This is a genomic window from Cupriavidus sp. R6-3 (genome assembly GCF_059772245.1).
Genome location: NZ_JCBAJO010000104.1, coordinates 1 through 16,058 on the forward strand (window position 1 = coordinate 1; position 16,058 = coordinate 16,058).

Consider the following 16,058-nt stretch of genomic DNA (forward strand, 5'->3'; position numbering starts at 1 on the left):
GCGGGCGCAGGGATGCCCTCCTCCTGCGGCTGGCCGTCCTCTTCCCGCATCCGGCTGCGATCGAGGGCGCCGGCTTCCTCCAGCACCGGATAGGCGGTGGCGCAGAACAGCGAGTTCAGGCGCTTCAGGTCGCTGATCACGTCCAGGTGCAGCGAGCTGGTGTCGATGCTCTCGATGGTCTGCGTGGCCACGCGGCGCAGGTGGGTATGCGAATACTTGCGCTCCAGCTCGCGGAAGGTCGCCTTCTCGCGCATCAGCTGCCGCGCGCTCTTCAGGTCGCCGTTCAGGAACACCGACAGCCCCAGCCGCAGATTGCTGATCAGCCGGGCGTGCATCTCGGTGATCTCCTGCATGCCGGCCTCGGAGAACACGAGGTTGTGCGCGATCTTCTTGTCGCGCGCGTCAAGCAGGATCCGCTCGATGATGTCCGCCGCATGCTCCAGGTTGATATTGAGCGAGATGATTTCGGTCCAGCGGCGGCCGTCGCGCTCGTCGAGCGCCTCGACGCTGATGCGCGTCAGGTACAGCTTGATCGCGGTGTAGAGATCGTCGATCTCGTCGTCGATGCGGCAGGTGGCGGCGGCCAGCTTGGCATCGTTGGTCCGCAGCACGCGCAGCATGTTGTCCAGCATCTGCTCGACGCGGTCGCCGATGCGCAGCACCTCGCGCGCCGCGTTGGCCAGCGCCAGCGTCGGCGTGGACAGCGCGGCCGGGTCGAGATGGCGCGGCGTGACCTGGCTCTCGCCGGTGTTGCGGCCCGGCAGGATGGTTTCGCACAGCCGCGCCAGCGGCGCGGTCAGGCCGATCAGCGCGACCGCCAGCACCACGTTGAACAGCAGGTGGAAATTGACGATCAGCCGCTGCGGGTCCGCATCGAGCGCGCGCAACAGCGTCTGGGCTTCGTCCAGCAGCGGCAGCGCCACCACGCAGCCGAGCAGGCGCGACAGCAGATTGCCCAGCGTCACCCGCTTGCCGGGCTGGTTGTTGCCGGAGGTGGTCAGGAACGCCGAGATGCCCGAGCCGAGGTTGGCGCCCAGCACCAGCGCCAGCGCGACGGGGATCGACACCACGCCGGCCGAGGCCAGCGCGCCGCAGAACAGCACCACCGCGAGGCTCGAATAGGACAGCACGGTCAGGAAGGCGCCGACCAGCATGTCGAGCGCGGTATCGCCGGTCAGGCTGGCGAACAGCACCTTGACGCCGGCGGCCTCGACCACCGGACGGGTCGCATTGGAGATCAGCTCCAGCGCCAGCGTGATCAGCCCCAGGCCGATCAGCACGCGGCCGACGTGGCCGGGCCGGCTGCCCTTCCAGCTCAGATGCGCGATCACGCCGACGAAGATCAGCAGCGGCGACAGCCACGACAGGTCCAGCGAGAACACCTGCACCATCAGCGCGGTGCCGACGTTGGCGCCAAGCATGATGGCCAGCGCGGGGGCGACCGCGATCAGGCCCTGGCTGACGAAGGAACTGACGATGACGGCGGTCGCATTGCTGCTTTGCACCAGGCCGGTCACGCCGAGGCCGGCGGCAAAGGCGGTGAAGCGATTGGCAACGCTGGCCGAGAGCACGTGGCGCAGATTCGCGCCGTAGACGCGCAGAATGCCGACCTTGACGATATTCGTGCCCCAGACCAGCAGCGCGACCCCGGAGAGCAGATGAAGCAGAACGCCCATGGTGTGGCACCCATTGCGGCCGGTGCGGCGGTCAGAGGCAGGGGCCGCCCGGCCCTTGTTGTGAATGAACGGCCATTATGCGCCCGCGCCGCGGGCAAGGGCAACGCGGGGCGCCAGCGATGGTGGGCTTTGCAACGCTTCGCGGCGCTGCGGCGTTGCGACTTTGCGGTTCAGTGGCCTTCGAATCGGCACACGGTAAACAGCGGCAGCCCGCTGTCGAGCAGATGGCGCGAGCCGCCAAGCTCCGGCAGGTCGACGATCGCCGCGCCCTCCACTACGGTCGCGCCGAGCCGCTCCAGCAACCGGCGTCCGGCCATCATGGTGCCGCCGGTGGCGATCAGGTCGTCCACCAGCAGCACGCGGTCGCCCGGCTTGCAGGCATCGGCGTGGATCTCGACGGTGGCGCTGCCGTATTCGAGCTCGTATTCCTCGGCCACGGTCTGGAACGGCAGCTTGCCCTTCTTGCGGATTGGCACGAAGCCCAGGTTCAGCTCGTAGGCGACGATCGCGCCGAGGATGAAGCCGCGCGCGTCGATACCGGCCACCACGTCGAGGCCGGCATCCATGTAGCGGTGCACGAACACGTCGATCAGCACGCGCAGCGTCTTCGGGTCCTGCAGCAGCGGCGTGATGTCGCGGAACATCACGCCGGGCTGCGGCCAGTCGGGCACGGTGCGGATGCGGTCGCGCAGATAGGTGGTGACGTCGCCCAGGGGCGGGGACTGGATGGTGGGAGCGGGCATGGTCTGAAACTGCGGATGAAAGGGGTGGCTGAAGCGCCAGCCATCTAGGATAACGGCTTCCTGTCCCCTACCCCTCTCCCGCGGTGGGAGAGGAGATCGGTTTGCGTCCGTCGCTGTGCTTGCTGTCTATTTCGCCCCGCTCCCACTTGCGCGTGGGGGCCGCGGAGAGGGGGCGTGCTCCGTCAGCGTTCGGTCAGGCGCTGCTCGGCCGCCTCGAGCGCCTCGGGCGTGCCGCGCAGCACCAGGATGTCGCCGGGCTCGAGCACGGTATCGGGCTGCGGATCGAAGGCGCGGATGCCGCGCCGCCGCACGGCGGTGACCTCGACGCCGATATGCTCGAGCCCCAGCGTGCCCAGGCGCCGGCCGACCGCGGTGGCGTCCGGGCCCAGCGACAGCGAATGCAGACGCACCGAGTCGCGCTCGATCATGTCCTCCTCGTCGTCGCGGCCGTGGAAGTAGCCGCGCAGCAGGCTGTAGCGCGCATCGCGCGCCTGCTGCACGCCGCGCACCACGCGCCGCATCGGCACGCCCAGCAGCACCAGCGCATGCGAGGCCAGCATCAGGCTGCCCTCGATGATCTCGGGCACGACCTCGGTGGCGCCGGCGCGCTGCAGCGCCTCCAGCTCCGAATCGTCGACCGTGCGCACGATCACCGGCAGGGCCGGCTCGAGTTCGTGCACATGGTGCAGGACCTTCAGCGCCGACGGCGTGTTGGCATAGGTGATGATCACCGCCGCGGCGCGGTGGATGCCGGCGGCGATCAGCGCCTCGCGCCGGCCGGCATCGCCGTAGACCACCGTATCGCCGGCCGCGGCGGCCTCGCGCACGCGGTCAGGGTCCAGGTCCAGCGCGACATAGCCGATGCCCTCGCGCTCGAGCATGCGCGCCAGGTTCTGGCCGCTGCGGCCGTAGCCGCAAATGATTGCGTGCTTCTCGGTCTGCAGGCTCTGCGCCGCGATGCGCGTCATGTTCAGCGATTGCAGCAGCCATTCGTTCGCGGCAAAGCGCATCGCGATCGCGTCGCTGTACTGGATCAGGAACGGCGCCACCAGCATCGACAGCAGCATCGACGCGAGAATCACCTGCGTCAGCACCGGATCGACCAGGCCCAGCCCGTCGATCTGGTTCAGCAGCACGAAGCCGAACTCGCCGGCCTGCGCCAGCCCCAGGCCGGTGCGGATCGCCACCCCGGGACGCGAGCCGAACAGCCGCGCCAGGCCCGCGATCAGCAGAAACTTGAACAGCACCGGCACGATCAGCAGCGTCAGCACCAGCCACAGGTTGTCGATCACCACGCGGACATTGAGCAGCATGCCGATGGTGACGAAGAACAGCCCGAGCAGCACGTCGCGGAACGGCTTGATGTCCTCCTCGACCTGATGCCGGTACGGCGTTTCCGCGATCAGCATGCCGGCCATGAAGGCGCCGAGCGCCATCGAGAGCCCCAGCCGCTCGGTCAGCGCCGCCATGCCCAGCGTGACCAGCAGCAGGTTCAGCATGAACAGTTCCTGCGAGCGGCGGGCGGCCACCACATGGAACCAGCGGCTGACCACTTCCTTGCCGAGCACGAAGATCAGCGTCAGCGCCACCACGATCTTGATGATGGCCAGGCCCAGCGCCATCGGCAGCTCGCCGGGGTCGCGCGACAGCGCGGGAATCACGATCAAGAGCGGCACCACCGCCAGATCCTGGAACAGCAGCACACTGAAGATGTTGCGGCCGTGCTCGGTCTCCAGCTCCAGCCGTTCGGACAGCATCTTGGAGACGATCGCGGTCGACGACATCGCCAGCGCGCCGCCCAGCGCGATCGAGGCCTGCCAGCTCAGGTCGAAGACCGCGCTGAACAGCCAGCCGACCGGCGCCACCGCCAGCATGGTCAGCACCACCTGGCTGCCGCCCAGGCCGAACACCAGCCGCCGCATCGCGCGCAGCTTGGCCAGATTGAACTCCAGCCCGATCGAGAACATCAAAAAGACCACGCCGAACTCGGCCAGGTACTTGGTTTGCCCCGAATCGCTGGCCAGGCCAAGCGCGTGCGGTCCGATCAGGATGCCGACCGCCAGATAGCCGAGCATCGGCGGCAGCTGCAGCATGCGGAAAGCAACCACGCCGAGCACGGCGGCGGCCAGCAGCACAAGGGTCAAGTCCAGCGGAGAATGCATTCGGGCGGGCCGGTGGTGGTGCGAGCGGTGGTGCGAGCGGTGCTCGTGCGGTACTGGTTGTGGTGCGAGCTGTGGTCCGAATAGCGGTGCAGCAGTGCAGCGGTTGCGCCGGCGGTAAAGCAAGCGGTGGACCAGGAACGGCCTGCCCGGCACGGCGGCATGTTGCCGGGGGCGGCCAGCCGGCGCAGACCGAACCCGGACGCGGAGGCAGACGCCGGGCCGGACGCGCCGCGACCGGCCCGGGCGTCATCGCATTCATTGGTATACTTCGTCGCCATGATAGCCAATTTCAATGCGGAAAGAGCACTCGAGCTCGCACGCCATACCCTGCAGATCGAAGCCGATGCGGTCGCCGCGTTGTCGTCGCGGCTGACGCCGGACTTCGCGCGGGCGGTGCAGCTGGTGCTGGAGTGCTCGGGCCGCGTGGTCGTTTCCGGCATCGGCAAGTCCGGCCATATCGGCCGCAAGGTCGCGGCCACGCTGGCCTCGACCGGTACGCCAGCCTTCTTCGTCCATCCCGCCGAGGCCTCGCATGGCGACCTCGGCATGGTCACCCGCGACGACGTGCTGATCGCCTTCTCCAATTCGGGCGAAACCTCCGAGCTGCTGTCGATCGTGCCGATCGTCAAGCGCATCGGCGCCAAGCTGATCTCGGTGACCGGCAATGTCGAATCGAACCTGGCGCAGCTGGCCGACGCGCATCTGGACGCCCGCGTCGAGAAGGAAGCCTGCCCGCTGAATCTCGCCCCGACCGCCAGCACGACGGCGGCGCTGGCGCTGGGCGACGCGCTGGCGGTGGCGGTGCTCGACGCGCGCGGCTTCGGCGAAGAGGACTTCGCCCGCTCGCACCCCGGCGGTGCGCTCGGCCGCAAGCTGCTGACCCATGTGCGGGACGTGATGCGCACAGGCAATGCGGTGCCCGAAGTCCGCGAAAGCACGCCGCTGGCACAGGCCCTGATGGAGATCACCCGCAAGGGCATGGCCATGACCGCCATCGTCGATGCCGAGGGCCGCGCGATCGGCGTCTTCACCGACGGCGACCTGCGCCGGCTGCTGGAAACGCCGCGCGACTGGAAGACCGTGCCGATCGGCGAGGTCATGCATGCCAACCCCTTCACCGTCGGGCCGGACCAGCTCGCGGTCGAGGCGGTGCAGGTCATGGAAGCAAACCGCATCAACCAGCTGCTGGTGGTCGACGCCGACCAGCGCCTGGTGGGCGCGCTGCATATCCATGACCTGACCCGGGCCAAGGTCATCTGACGAACGCCATGCGGGATCTGTTCCCTTCCCTGTCCCGCCTCGCGCTGCGGCTGATGCCGCTGCTGCTGATGGCGCTCGTTGCCGGCAGTACGTTCTGGCTGGTGCAGATCAACACGCCGCGCCAGGTCAGCGATACCGAACGCCAGAAGCGCCATGTGCCCGACTACTGGATGGAGCGCTTCACCGCGACCGAACTGGCCGAGGACGGCAGCACCAAGATGCGCTTCACCGGCGAGCGGATGATCCATTACGAGGACGACCAGACCTACGAGGTCACGCGGCCGGCGATGCGCGCCTACGAACCGGACCGGCCGCCGGTGACCGGTACCGCGGACCTGGGCAAGATGAACGCCGACGCCAGCGTGATCGACCTGTTCGGCAACGCCCATATCGTTCGCGTGCAGGGCGCCGATCCATCGCAGGACCCGCAGATGAGCGCGACCTCGAGCTACTTCCAGATCCTGATCAACGACGACATCGTGAAGACCGACAAGCCGGTCAAGCTGACCCGCGGACCGTCGGTGATGACGGCCAACGGCCTGGTCTTCAACAATGTCACGCGCGAGGTCAATCTGCTCGGCAATGTGCGCGGCACCATCGTGATGGCGCCGCGCGGCGGCGGCGCGAAACAGCCATGACGCATCGCGGCGCCGCGCCAGGCGCGCACCATTCGAACGATCTCCGCGCCAGTCCGGGCCACTCGCCCCGTCTGGACGATTCCCGGACAACGCCAATCAACGCCATCGTGGCCAACATGACCCTGACCCTGACGACCTGGACCCGCCGCCGCGCCACCGCCGTGCTGCTCGCCTTCGCCGCCGGCATGACGCTCGCCCTGCCGGCGCTCGCCGAACGCGCCGACCGCGACAAGCCGCTGGTGCTGGAGGCCGACAACGCCAGCTACGACGACGTCAAGCAGATCTATACGCTGACCGGCAACGTGGTGCTGACCAAGGGGACCATGGTGCTCAAGTCCGATGCCGCCGAGGTGCGCACCGATCCCGAGGGCTACCAGTACGCGGTGGCCACCTCCAAGGGCGGCAAGCAGGCCTATATCCGGCAGAAGCGCGACAACGTCGACGAGTACATCGACGGCTGGGGCGACCGCGTCGAATACGACGGCAAGCAGGAAGTGGCCAAGCTGATCGGCAATGCGCGCATGGCGCGGCTGGCGGGCGCCAAGGTGGTCGACGAGATCCGCGGCGCGGTGCTGACCTACGACAGCCGCAACGAGTTCTACACCGCGGCCGGTGGCAGCGGCAACGCGGCGCCGGCGAACCCGTCCGGCCGCGTACGCGCCGTGCTGTCGCCGCGCCAGAGCCAGGGGACCGGCGGCAGTGGCGCCGGCGTGGACCTGAAGGGCTCGCCGACGGCCAAGCCCTGATCGCTTCCCGGGCCTGACGTACCCGCACGCCGCGCACGCCGCGCCACGTACGCTTCGCCACGCCCGCTTCGCATTACGCAGTATCAAAGGATTGCCCACATGTCCGTTGCCGACACCGCTACCGCCACCGCTCCCGCCGCCAACGCCAACACCGCAGCCGGTGCCGGCGCGGGCACGATGCCGGCCACCAGCAACCTGGTGGTGCGTCATCTGAAGAAGCGCTACGGCTCGCGCACCGTGGTCAAGGACGTGTCGCTGGACGTCAAGAGCGGCGAGGTCGTCGGCCTGCTCGGCCCCAATGGCGCGGGCAAGACCACCTCGTTCTACATGATCGTGGGCCTGGTCGCGCTCGACGAAGGCGACATCGTGCTCGACGGCCAGCACATCAGCGGCCTGCCGATCCACGAGCGCGCGCGCATGGGCCTGTCGTACCTGCCGCAGGAAGCGTCGGTGTTCCGCAAGCTCAATGTCGAGCAGAACATCCGCGCGGTGCTGGAACTGCAGCGAGACAACGGCAAGGCGCTGTCCGGCGCCGAGATCGAGCGGCGGCTGGACAGCCTGCTCGACGATCTGCAGATCGCGCACCTGCGCAACAACCCCGCGCTGTCGCTGTCGGGCGGCGAGCGCCGCCGCGTCGAGATCGCACGGGCGCTTGCCTCGGCGCCGCGCTTCATCCTGCTCGACGAGCCGTTCGCCGGCGTCGATCCGATCGCGGTCGGCGAGATCCAGCGCATCGTCAGCTTCCTGAAGGCACGCAATATCGGCGTGCTGATCACCGACCACAACGTGCGCGAGACGCTGGGCATCTGCGACCACGCGTACATCATCAGCGAAGGCGCGGTGCTCGCGGCCGGCGAGCCCAAGGACATCATCGCCAACGAATCGGTGCGGCGCGTCTATCTGGGCGAAAACTTCCGCATGTAATGGCGGTTTGGCGCGCGGCCGCCCTCGTACAGAGGGCGGCCGTTTTCGTTTGTGCGCGGGCGATGTATGGATCCTGCACTGGTGATCCATCAGGCAATCGCTTCTGACCACGCAATCGAAACTTCCGATAGCAAATTCCGTTCCATCGCGGCCGAAGTTGCGCATAAAATAGGCCGCATGAAACCGTCGCTACAGCTACGCCTCTCCCAGCATCTGGCCCTGACGCCGCAGCTGCAGCAGTCGATCCGGCTGTTGCAGCTCTCCACGCTGGAACTGCAACAGGAAGTCGAGCAGGCGCTGACCGAGAATCCCCTGCTCGAACGCGAAAACGACTGGATCGAAAGCCCGCTGCGGGTCGCCGCCGACGGGTCGGTCAATGTCCAGACCACCACCACGACCCCGTCTTCCGAGCCGACGGCCCCCGCCGATTCGTGCGCGGATGGCGCCGCGTCCGCCGACGACGGCTATGCCGACGGCGCGGGCGACGATTATGGCGGCGACTGGAGCCTGGACGATTTCGCCCGCCGTCCGCAAAGCGACGAGGACGAGAAAACGCCGCTGCAATTGCGCGATGCCGAGCCCACGCTGCGCGAATATCTGATGGAGCAATTGGCGCCGCTGAAAATCTCCACGCGCGACAAGGGCCTGGCGATTTTCCTGATCGAATCGCTCGACGACGACGGCTACCTGAGCGCCTCGCTCGAGGAAATCCTTTCCGAATTGCCTGAAGAGCTCGAATTCGAGCTCGACGAAGTGCATGCGATGCTGACGCTGCTGCAAAGCTTCGACCCGCCCGGGGTCGGGGCGCGCAACGCGGCCGAATGCCTGTCGCTGCAACTGCGACGCATCGAACATCCGCAGCGCGAGCTGGCGATGACGATCGTGCGCCATCACCTCGAACTGCTGGCCGCGCGCGATTACACCCGCCTGAAGAAGGCGCTGCAGGTCGACGACATGCAGCTGAAGGCCGCGCACGAGCTGATCCGCTCGCTCGCGCCCTATCCCGGCCACGCCTACAGCCGGCCGGAAGCGGATTTCGTCGTGCCCGACGTGTTCGTGCGCAAGAGCGGCCATAACTGGATCGCCCAGCTCAATCCCGACGTGATGCCGCGGCTGCGCATCAACGACATGTATGCGCAAATCTTGCGCGGTGCAAAAGGCGATACCGGCGCCGCGGGATTGCAGCAGAAACTGCAGGAGGCGCGCTGGCTCATCAAGAATATCCAGCAGCGTTTCGACACCATTTTGCGCGTCGCACAAGCCATCGTGGAGCGGCAAAAGAATTTCTTCACGCACGGTGAAATTGCGATGCGCCCCTTGGTTTTGAGGGAGATAGCCGATACACTGGGTCTACACGAGTCGACCATTTCTCGTGTGACGACCAATAAGTACATGGCCACCCCGATGGGGACATTCGAGCTGAAATATTTCTTTGGCAGCCATGTATCGACCGAAACCGGCGGTGCCGCCTCTTCCACCGCAATCCGTGCGCTGATCAAGCAGTTGATAGGAGCCGAAGACCCCAGAAACCCGTTGTCCGACAGCCGGATTGCCGAACTGCTGGGGGAACAAGGCTTCGTCGTGGCGCGACGTACCGTCGCCAAATACCGTGAAGCCTTGAAGATCCCCGCCGTGAACCTTCGCAAGTCTTTGTAGCCGAGTCGCATCGCCTGCCTGGTGCGGCTCTTTCAGAAGGAGAAGCGCTATGAACTTCAAGATCAGTGGACACCACTTGGACATCACGCCTTCGCTGCGTGAGTACGTGGAAACGAAACTGGAGCGAATCCTCAGGCATTTCGATCAGGTTATTGACGTCAGCGTGCTGCTATCGGTCGACAATCAAAAGGAAAAGGATCGCCGTCAACGCGCGGAAATCAATGTGCATCTGAAGGGCAAGGACATCTTTGTCGAGGCGCACCACGAAGATCTCTATGCGGCGATCGACATGCTGGTCGACAAGCTGGACCGGCAAGTGATCCGCTACAAGGACAAGGTGCAGAGCCACGACCGCGAATCGCTGAAGTACCACAGCTTCGTGGCCAGTCAGGCCCAGCAGTAGCTTGAAGATTCGGCTCGGCCACAACGCCGGCCGGCCTTGAAGTGAGGAAAGAAGCCGTGCCAGGAGCACGGCTTTTTTGCGCCCCGCGCGCGGAGACTGGGGCGAGGCCGCGGTGCCGGCTCGCCGTGCAACCTATAGGATGAAACCGGGATGGGGTTCCGTCTGGCTGGCTTCCCGGTGTATGCTGTGCAATACATGTAGAGAATGCCCGCCCCGTTTCCTTGCGCAATGCCGCTCGGGGCGATCGGCATCGGACGGCAGGGAGCCCCCCTGCACTATAATGTGCCGCACGCTGATAGTCGGGAAGCGGCGGCAACGAACGCACCGCCCAGCAACGGCAGACCGGCCCACGCCGGCAAGAAACCGCATGGCGGCGCCAGTATCAGGAATTCCGCGCATTTCAAATGAACCGTTTGGCCAAACTGCTGCCGCCCGGCAATATCTCGCTCGACGTCAGCGTCACCAGCAAAAAACGCGTGTTCGAACAGGCCGGGCTGCTGTTCGAGAACAACCATGGCGTGGCGCGCGCCACGGTGACCGACAATCTGTTCGCCCGCGAATCGCTCGGCTCGACCGGCCTTGGCGCCGGCGTGGCCATTCCGCATGGCCGCATCAAGGGCCTGAAGCAGCCGCTGGCCGCCTTCATGCGGCTTGCCGAGCCGATTCCGTTCGAATCGCCCGATGGCAAGCCCGTTTCGCTGTTGATCTTCCTGCTGGTGCCCGAACAGGCCACGCAGCAGCATCTCGAAATCCTGTCGGAAATCGCTCAGCTATTGTCCGATCGCGATATGCGTGAAGGCCTCGCCGCTTTGCCGACGCCCGATGCGGTTCACCAGTTGCTGGTGCAATGGCATCCTTGACCCTCTCGGCGTAAGCGGCCGACCGCCGCGCCACCCGCATTCACCACCGCCCCAGCGCCCCGCCTCATCCCGCATGGAACTCACCGGCGTTACCTCCCAGTCGATCTTCGACGACAACGCAGCCGACCTCAAATTGTCCTGGGTGGCCGGGCTGGAGGGCGCCGATCGCGCCTTCGATCTCGACTTCGCACGCGAGGCGACCTCGGCGGCCGACCTGGTCGGCCACTTGAACCTGATTCACCCGAACCGGATCCAGGTGCTCGGCAAGCCGGAGATCACCTACTACCAGCGGCTCGACGACGAAACGCGCAAGCGCCAGATGGGCGAGCTGATCCTGCTCGAGCCGCCCTTCCTGGTGGTGGCCGACGGCATGGAGCCGCCGCCGGACCTGGAATTGCGCTGCACGCGCTCTTCCACGCCGCTGTTCACGACGCCGGTATCCTCGGCTGCGGTCATCGACCATCTGCGGCTGTATCTGTCGCGCATTTCCGCGCCGCGCGTGACCATGCACGGGGTGTTCCTCGACATCCTCGGCATGGGCGTGCTGATCATGGGCGAATCGGGCCTTGGCAAGAGCGAGCTGGGCCTCGAACTGATCTCGCGCGGACACGGCCTGGTCGCCGACGATGCGGTCGATTTCGTGCGTCTTGGCCCCGATTTCGTCGAGGGCCGCTGCCCGCCGCTGCTGCAGAACCTGCTGGAAGTGCGCGGCTTGGGCCTGCTCGACATCAAGACGATCTTCGGCGAAACCGCTGTGCGCCGGAAGATGAAGCTCAAGCTCGTGGTCCAGCTGGTTCGCCGCAACGACGGCGAATTCGAGCGGCTGCCGCTCGATTCGCAATATCTCGACGTGCTCGGCCTGCCGATCCATATGGTGAAGATCCAGGTGGCGGCCGGCCGCAACCTTGCGGTGCTGGTGGAGGCGGCGGTGCGCAATACCATCCTGCGTCTGCGCGGCATCGACACGCTGCGCGATTTCATGGACCGCCAGCGTGCGGCGATGCAGGCCGATGCGGCGTCGCGCGGCCAGGGCCGCCTGCTTTGAGCGTCTGACCGAGCCCGATTCCTTCGGCAGCCCGGGCCGCGCCGCAACTGCGCCTTGACGCATCGGCGTGCCGGACACGCCGACAGCGTCAACCTGATTGGGGTTTTCAGCGTTTTGTGCTGTAATGGGCATCACGCCCAGCCTGCGCCGTTGCGCATCCTGCGCTTGGCGACCCGATCCTCAGTCAGGAGATTTCAGCATGAAGACACTGATCGCAACCTGCGTGCTGCTGTGCCCTCTGGTCGCCACGGGCGCGTTTGCCCAGACCGCCTCCGGCAACAGCCAGCAGAGCAAGATGAAGACGTGCAACACGCAGGCGGCCGGCAAGACGGGCGACGAGCGCAAGGCCTTCATGAAGGAATGCCTGTCGGCCAAACCCGCCACCGCCGGCAACTCGCAGCAGCAAAAGATGAAGGCGTGCAATGCGCAGGCGAGCGGCAAGAAGGGCGACGAACGCAAGGCGTTCATGAAGGAATGCCTGTCCGCATGACGGCACACCGAGCCGGCATTGTTCCGGAGCGCCGGAAAGCGAAATAGACGGCGAAACAAGAGTCGGAAAGAAATAAAGGCGAATCGTGCGGCACACGGCGGTTCGCCTTTTTCTTTGCCGGCTCACTACCCATTGCGCGGCTTTCGCACGCTTTCGCCGCCATTTCCGCCGATGGCCGCCTCACGAGCCGCGGATTTCATCGGACCGTCATGACGCAATCATCACGCGATGCTATCCTTCAAGCGTTATGCGCATCGTCCTCATCACCGGCATTTCCGGCTCCGGCAAATCGGTTGCATTGAACGTGCTCGAAGACGCAGGCTACTACTGCGTCGACAACCTGCCCGCGCAGTTCATCCCCGAACTCGCCCGCTACCTTGCGGCCGAGGGCTACACGCATCTGGGTATCGCCACCGATATCCGCAGCCGCGAATCGCTGGCCAGGCTGCCGGAGACGCTGCGGAGCCTGTCGGCCGATCACGAGGTCCGCGTGGTCTTCCTGACCGCCAGTACCGATTCGCTGGTGCAGCGCTATTCCGAAACGCGGCGGCGCCATCCGCTGTCGGTGCGGCTGGCTGCGCGCGAGGCGGACGGCGCGCCCGTACCGAACGAGACCCCGCTGGTCGAAGCGATCGAGATGGAACGCGAGCTGCTGAGCCCGCTGGCCGAATCGGCGCATCGCATCGACACCAGCAATGTGCGCACCAATACGCTGCGCGCATGGATCAAGGATTTCATCCGCGACGACAATCTGGAGCTGACACTGCTGTTCACCTCGTTCGGCTTCAAGCACGGCGTGCCGAGCGATGCCGACATGGTGTTCGACGTGCGCTCGCTGCCCAATCCGTATTACGACCTGCAACTGCGGCCCCTGACCGGACGCGATGCGCCCGTCATCGATTTCCTGCAGAGCCAGCCGATGGTGCTGGCGATGGCCGAGGACATTCGCGCCTATGTGGAGAAATGGCTGCCGAGCTTCGTCGCGGACAACCGCAGCTATCTGACGGTCGCGATCGGTTGCACCGGCGGCCAGCACCGCTCCGTGTACATCGCGGAAAGACTTGCCAACTACTTCCGCGCGCATGGTAATGTGCTGGTCAGACACCGCGAGCTGGTTCCGGTAGGCTGAACCGGGCAGCGCCAAGGCGGTGGATCCCGGCGGCGGCGCCACCTGCGTGCCCTCGCCCCGTGAGCGAAAGTCTTCTCGGGATCGCATGTCTTCCAGTTCCCCAGCGTCCAATCACGCGGCACCGCTCCACGTCGAAGTCGACAGCCTGCCGCTGTTTCCCCTCCATACCGTGCTGTTTCCCGGCGGCCGGTTGCCGCTGCGCGTATTCGAACCCCGCTATGTCGACATGGTCCGCAATTGCCTGCGCGACAACGCGGCGTTCGGCGTCTGCCTGATCGCCAGCGGCCCCGAGGTCGCGCAGGAAGGCAGCGCCACGGTGCCGGAAGCGGTCGGTTGCCTGGCCGAAATCGTCGACTGCAATATGGAGCAGCTGGGCGTGCTGCTGATCGAGACGCGCGGCAGGCAGCGCTTCCGCGTGCTCGAGCACCATACCCGCGACGACGGCCTGCTGGTCGCGCGCGCCGAGCTGCTGCCCGACGACGTGATCGACTGCAAGCTGGAATTGCTGGGTGAATGCCTGGCGGCACTGCGCCGCATCGTGGCCTCGCTGCATGCGCCGCCGCACAAGCTGCCATTCGCCGAGCCGATGCAGTGGGAAGACCCGAGCTGGGTCGCCAACCGGCTATGCGAACTGCTGCCGGTGCCGATGAAGGCCAGGCAGATGCTGATGGCGCTGCCCGACGCCGGCATGCGGATCGAGATCGTGCATCGCTTCATGCGCCAGCACCACATGCTGTAGCGCGCGGCCGCCCCCCCGCGGCCGGTGCGAGCCCGTGCGCCCCGCTGCAGGCAGGCGCCGACCAGTACCACTCCTTGCTTCAGAACAATTACGGCAGTCCCTCGCCGGCCAGCAGCTTGCGCACTGGTGCCGGCATGCCCAGCTCATCGAGCCGGTCCAGCGACAGCCAGCGCCATTGCTCCGCCGCCGCGCCCGCATCGCTTGCATCGCCCGGCCCCACACCGCCCACACCGCCCACACCGCCCACACCGCCAACACCGCCAACACCGCCAACACCGCTTCCATCGCGCAACCCCAATGCCGCCATGTCGACCCGCACCGCGCGGATCAGCAGCCGGAAGTGGGTGAAAACGTGCGTCATCTCGGCAACCATCGCGGCGCGCGCCGGGGTGCCGAAGGCCCGCCCGAAGGCAAGCGCATCGTCCTCGGCCTGTTCGGCATCGAACGGCAGCGCCGGCACGGGCAGCTCCGGCAGGCTCCACAATCCGCCCCAGATGCCGCTGTCCGCGCGCAGCCGCAGCAGCACCTCGCGGCCATGCCGCAATACCACCATCACCGTGCTGCGCTCTGGTATCGGCGCACGCGCCTTCGGCGTCGGCAGCACCGCGGTCAGCCCCTCTCGCCGCGCCACGCACAGGTCCGACAGCGGGCAGCGCGCCGCGTCTTCGAGACAGGCGGGCTTGCCGCGCGAGCAGACGGTCGCGCCCAGATCCATCAGCCCCTGCGTGTAGGCCACCATGTCCTCGGACTGGCGCGGGCCCGGCGCGGGCAGCGCGGCCTCGGCCATCGCCCACATCCTGTTCTCGATCGCCTTCTCCCCGGGATGGCCGTGCACGCCGAAGCAGCGCGCGAAGACCCGCTTGACGTTGCCGTCGAGAATCGGCGCACGCACGCCCGCGCTGAACGCCGCGATCGCCGCCGCGGTCGAGCGGCCGATGCCGGGCAGCTCCGCCAGCAGGGCCGGATCGCCGGGAAACCGACCGCCGTACTGCTCGACCACCAGCTTGGCGCAGCGGTGCAGATTGCGCGCCCGCGAGTAGTAGCCCAGCCCGGCCCACAGCGCCATCACCTCGTCGGCCGGCGCCTCGGCGAGCGCCTGCACGGTCGGCAGCCGCGCCAGAAAGCGCTGGTAGTAGTCGATCACCGCGCTGACCTGGGTCTGCTGCAGCATGATCTCCGACAGCCAGATCCGGTAGGGATCGCGCGTGTTCTGCCAGGGCAGGTCGTGGCGCCCGTGCCGGCGCTGCCATTGCACGACGCGGGCGCCGAAATCGGACGGCACCTCGGCGGGCGGTACCTCGGCGGCGGCGGGATCGGCAGCGGAATCCGTGGTGGCGCGAATGGCGGATCGAGTGGTAGAGCGGCGAGGCATCGATAAGTAGCGAGGGGTCGGCGGTGTTTTTCGAGTCAAGCGCGGCGTGTCGCTCCGCTCAGCGCTGGCATTGCGGGCAATAGAAGGTCGAGCGCTGCCCCTGCACGATCTGCCGGATCGGCGTGGCGCAGTGCCGGCAGGGCTTGCCGGTGCGATCGTAGACCAGGCAGTCGAGCTGGAAATAGCCGCTGGCGCCGTCGCTGCCGACGAAATCG

At 66.7% G+C, this 16,058-nt stretch carries 16 protein-coding genes; 11 read left to right on the forward strand and 5 right to left on the reverse strand.

The genetic code is table 11. The features are described from left to right. From AC6EI8_RS15995 to AC6EI8_RS16005, 3 genes are all read right to left on the reverse strand, one after another. Positions 1-1,676 (reverse strand): Na/Pi cotransporter family protein (locus AC6EI8_RS15995; RefSeq protein ID WP_498382362.1); only part of this gene is annotated, 1,676 nt, incomplete at its 3' end. Between the two features lie 170 nt (positions 1,677-1,846). Next, a complete protein-coding gene (locus AC6EI8_RS16000; protein WP_149320122.1) occupies positions 1,847-2,419 on the reverse strand; it encodes an adenine phosphoribosyltransferase in 573 nt (190 codons plus the stop codon). Between the two features lie 182 nt (positions 2,420-2,601). Beyond that, the gene (locus AC6EI8_RS16005) at positions 2,602-4,581 is read right to left on the reverse strand and encodes a monovalent cation:proton antiporter family protein (protein ID WP_498382363.1); all 1,980 of its coding nucleotides are present in this window, start codon (positions 4,579-4,581) and stop codon (positions 2,602-2,604) included. 276 nt (positions 4,582-4,857) lie between these two features. On the opposite strand from AC6EI8_RS16005, the gene AC6EI8_RS16010 reads away from it, so the two are divergent. From AC6EI8_RS16010 to AC6EI8_RS16060, 11 genes are all read left to right on the forward strand, one after another. Continuing rightward, on the forward strand, positions 4,858-5,841 hold the full coding sequence (locus AC6EI8_RS16010) for a KpsF/GutQ family sugar-phosphate isomerase (RefSeq protein WP_149320120.1): 984 nt from the start codon (positions 4,858-4,860) through the stop codon (positions 5,839-5,841). Positions 5,842-5,849: 8 nt separating this feature from the next. After that, positions 5,850-6,479 carry an LPS export ABC transporter periplasmic protein LptC gene (gene lptC / locus AC6EI8_RS16015; RefSeq protein ID WP_149320119.1) on the forward strand — a complete coding sequence of 210 codons (630 nt, stop codon included), beginning with the start codon at positions 5,850-5,852 and terminating at the stop codon, positions 6,477-6,479. 116 nt (positions 6,480-6,595) lie between these two features. After that, positions 6,596-7,225 carry a lipopolysaccharide transport periplasmic protein LptA gene (gene lptA / locus AC6EI8_RS16020; RefSeq protein ID WP_498382364.1) on the forward strand — a complete coding sequence of 210 codons (630 nt, stop codon included), beginning with the start codon at positions 6,596-6,598 and terminating at the stop codon, positions 7,223-7,225. A 99-nt stretch (positions 7,226-7,324) separates the two neighbouring features. Next, positions 7,325-8,149: an LPS export ABC transporter ATP-binding protein gene (lptB, locus tag AC6EI8_RS16025; protein WP_149320117.1), complete on the forward strand. Its 825-nt coding sequence runs from the start codon at positions 7,325-7,327 to the stop codon at positions 8,147-8,149. A gap of 177 nt (positions 8,150-8,326) precedes the next feature. Beyond that, positions 8,327-9,805, forward strand: a complete 1,479-nt coding sequence (locus tag AC6EI8_RS16030) for an RNA polymerase factor sigma-54 (RefSeq protein WP_498382367.1) — start codon at positions 8,327-8,329, stop codon at positions 9,803-9,805. Positions 9,806-9,854: 49 nt separating this feature from the next. Then, a complete protein-coding gene (gene hpf, locus AC6EI8_RS16035) occupies positions 9,855-10,208 on the forward strand; it encodes a ribosome hibernation-promoting factor, HPF/YfiA family (RefSeq protein WP_149320116.1) in 354 nt (117 codons plus the stop codon). 404 nt (positions 10,209-10,612) lie between these two features. Further along, a complete protein-coding gene (gene ptsN / locus AC6EI8_RS16040; protein ID WP_149320115.1) occupies positions 10,613-11,068 on the forward strand; it encodes a PTS IIA-like nitrogen regulatory protein PtsN in 456 nt (151 codons plus the stop codon). Between the two features lie 73 nt (positions 11,069-11,141). Beyond that, on the forward strand, positions 11,142-12,113 hold the full coding sequence (gene hprK, locus AC6EI8_RS16045; protein WP_006576781.1) for an HPr(Ser) kinase/phosphatase: 972 nt from the start codon (positions 11,142-11,144) through the stop codon (positions 12,111-12,113). 199 nt (positions 12,114-12,312) lie between these two features. Further along, positions 12,313-12,603, forward strand: coding sequence for a PsiF family protein (locus AC6EI8_RS16050; protein WP_149320114.1), 291 nt, complete (start codon positions 12,313-12,315; stop codon positions 12,601-12,603). A gap of 247 nt (positions 12,604-12,850) precedes the next feature. Next, positions 12,851-13,732: an RNase adapter RapZ gene (gene rapZ / locus AC6EI8_RS16055; protein WP_498382365.1), complete on the forward strand. Its 882-nt coding sequence runs from the start codon at positions 12,851-12,853 to the stop codon at positions 13,730-13,732. 85 nt (positions 13,733-13,817) lie between these two features. Continuing rightward, positions 13,818-14,471, forward strand: coding sequence for an LON peptidase substrate-binding domain-containing protein (locus AC6EI8_RS16060; protein WP_150084691.1), 654 nt, complete (start codon positions 13,818-13,820; stop codon positions 14,469-14,471). Between the two features lie 88 nt (positions 14,472-14,559). Here the strand turns inward: AC6EI8_RS16060 and mutY are convergent, their stop codons facing one another. After that, the gene (gene mutY / locus AC6EI8_RS16065; RefSeq protein WP_498382366.1) at positions 14,560-15,843 is read right to left on the reverse strand and encodes an A/G-specific adenine glycosylase; all 1,284 of its coding nucleotides are present in this window, start codon (positions 15,841-15,843) and stop codon (positions 14,560-14,562) included. A gap of 58 nt (positions 15,844-15,901) precedes the next feature. After that, the coding region (locus AC6EI8_RS16070; RefSeq protein ID WP_498382368.1) for a zinc finger domain-containing protein at positions 15,902-16,058 on the reverse strand (157 nt) is incomplete at its 5' end.